The sequence below is a fragment of the Halomonas sp. BC2 genome, assembly GCF_002078115.1.
In the GTDB taxonomy this organism is placed as follows: Bacteria; Pseudomonadota; Gammaproteobacteria; order Pseudomonadales; family Halomonadaceae; genus Vreelandella; species Vreelandella stevensii.
On record NZ_LFGT01000018.1, the window covers coordinates 23,094 to 25,109 of the forward strand.

Annotated in this window: 2 protein-coding genes; one reads left to right on the forward strand and one right to left on the reverse strand. The window is 59.1% G+C overall.

From position 1 onward, the window contains the following. Positions 1-747, reverse strand: a 747-nt coding sequence (locus tag B7L71_RS11920) for a cache domain-containing protein (RefSeq protein WP_170919495.1), incomplete at its 3' end; no start/stop codon positions are given. A 210-nt stretch (positions 748-957) separates the two neighbouring features. Between B7L71_RS11920 and B7L71_RS11925 the strand changes: the two genes are divergently transcribed. After that, positions 958-1,824 (forward strand): MBL fold metallo-hydrolase, encoded by an 867-nt coding sequence (locus tag B7L71_RS11925; protein WP_081138182.1) that lies wholly within the window; start codon positions 958-960, stop codon positions 1,822-1,824. Positions 1,825-2,016: the final 192 nt, after the last annotated feature.

The following is a 2,016-nucleotide window of genomic DNA, read 5'->3' on the forward strand; positions in this document are numbered from 1 at the left end:
GTCGAACAGCAGGCTGCTGTGGTCACTGCTTTTCAGCGTGGCGGCCTGGGTCAGGTCGCCATCGGCAATATGACGCACTACGCTGGCGGCATAGCGTGGGTCACCGCCCAGCCGACCCGCCACATCCCTGATCACCCAGCCCATCAGCAGCGTCACGGGCAGACCAATGATCAGCAGAATGACCGCCGAACGCACCAGCCCAGCGACAAAGGCAGCATCGATATCGTCCACATAGACCCCCGCCGCCATGGACCAGCCCCATTCGGGTAAGTGGGCCACATAGCTCACCTTGGGCGATTGCTCTTCCCCCGAGATGCGTCGCGAGTAGTAGTCCACGTGGCCACCGCCCGCCTGGGCCACGTCACGCAGTACGCTGTAAAGGCGCATACCACTGGCGTCCTGGAAGTTGGTCATGTCTTCGCCACGGGGGCGGTTGGGGTGTGACACGATGGCCAGCTGGTTGTCGAACGCAAACACGTACTCGCCGTCACCAAAGCGTACGCTGGCAAGGTTGTCGATGGCCCGCTGCTGCGCTTCATCGACGCTCAGTTCACCGCTGGCGGCACGGGCCTGCAGATCGGCGAGCTGACCGTGAACGCTGTTGACGATGTATTGAATGCTGTCGCGGCGCTCGTTGGCGATGGTCTGGCGATTTTCCCACGCCAGCCAGCCCACCAAAAGCAGCATGGCCACCCAGATGATGCCCAGTGTGCTCCACAGTTTCTGTGTAGTAGTCAGGTTGTTCATGGCATCCTTATATCGATTAGTTCAGTGAGTGAGCCTTCACTCCTATCGGCCATGAGGTGGCCTACCTTAGTCGAAAGGAGTATTTTTAACTAAATTTTACAATTGATAATTCTAAAAGGTAATAACCATATAATGTTTTAGTGAGATACACTTGATGAAATGCACACTGCATGCGGTCAACTGCATGCGGTCAACTGCTGGAGGTCCATCATGCAACGCCCCGTCGTCACGCCCTTTTTCGATGAGCCAACCAACACGTTCAGTTACGTGGTGAGAGACCCCGATGGCACCGCCTGCGCCATCATCGACTCCGTACTCGATTTTGATTACGCCGCTGGGCGAACCGATACCCGTTCAGCGGAGCAGATCATCTCGTTCGTGCGCCGTGAAGGGCTAAACGTGGCCTGGATACTGGAAACCCACGTCCATGCCGACCACCTTTCGGCGGCCCCCTATTTGCACGCCCAGTTGGGCGGCAAGACCGGCATTGGAGCGCACATCGTCGAGGTACAGGAGATCTTCGGCAAGGCCTTCAATGCGGGCACCGAGTTTGCTCGGGACGGTAGCCAGTTCGACGCGCTGTTCCAGGAGGGTGATACCTTCATGATTGGAGCCCTGGAGGCCAGCGTGCTGCATACGCCTGGCCACACGCCCGCCTGTTTGACCTATGTGGTGGGGAATGCCGCGTTTGTCGGCGATACGCTGTTCATGCCCGACTACGGCACCGCCCGCTGTGATTTTCCCGGTGGCGATGCCCGCACTCTCTATCGTTCGATTCAGAAAGTGCTGGCCCTGCCTGACACGACACGGCTGTTTTTGTGCCACGACTACAAGGCCCCGGGGCGTGACGTGTACCAGCACGAAACCAGCGTTGCCGAGCAGCGCCAGGCCAACGTTCATGTGCATGAGGGCATCAGTGAAGACGCCTTCGTGCGTATGCGCACCGAGCGAGATGCCACCCTGGGCATGCCTCGGCTGATCATCCCGTCGGTGCAGGTCAACATGCGGGCTGGGGAGCTGCCCCCCGAGGAAGACAACGGTCAGGTGTATCTCAAGGTGCCGATCAATCGTTTCTAAATCTTTTCAACCCACGTAATACGAGGAGCAGACGGTGGACGTAATGGCAAGCCTGCAAGGACTGGTGGGGGGCGTGTTGATTGGGCTCTCCGCCGTTTGGTTGATGGGGGCGCTGGGGCGTGTTGCCGGCATCAGCGGGATCATTGGAGGGCTGGTGCTTCAGCGGCCCAAGGGCGATAGCGCTTGGCGGGT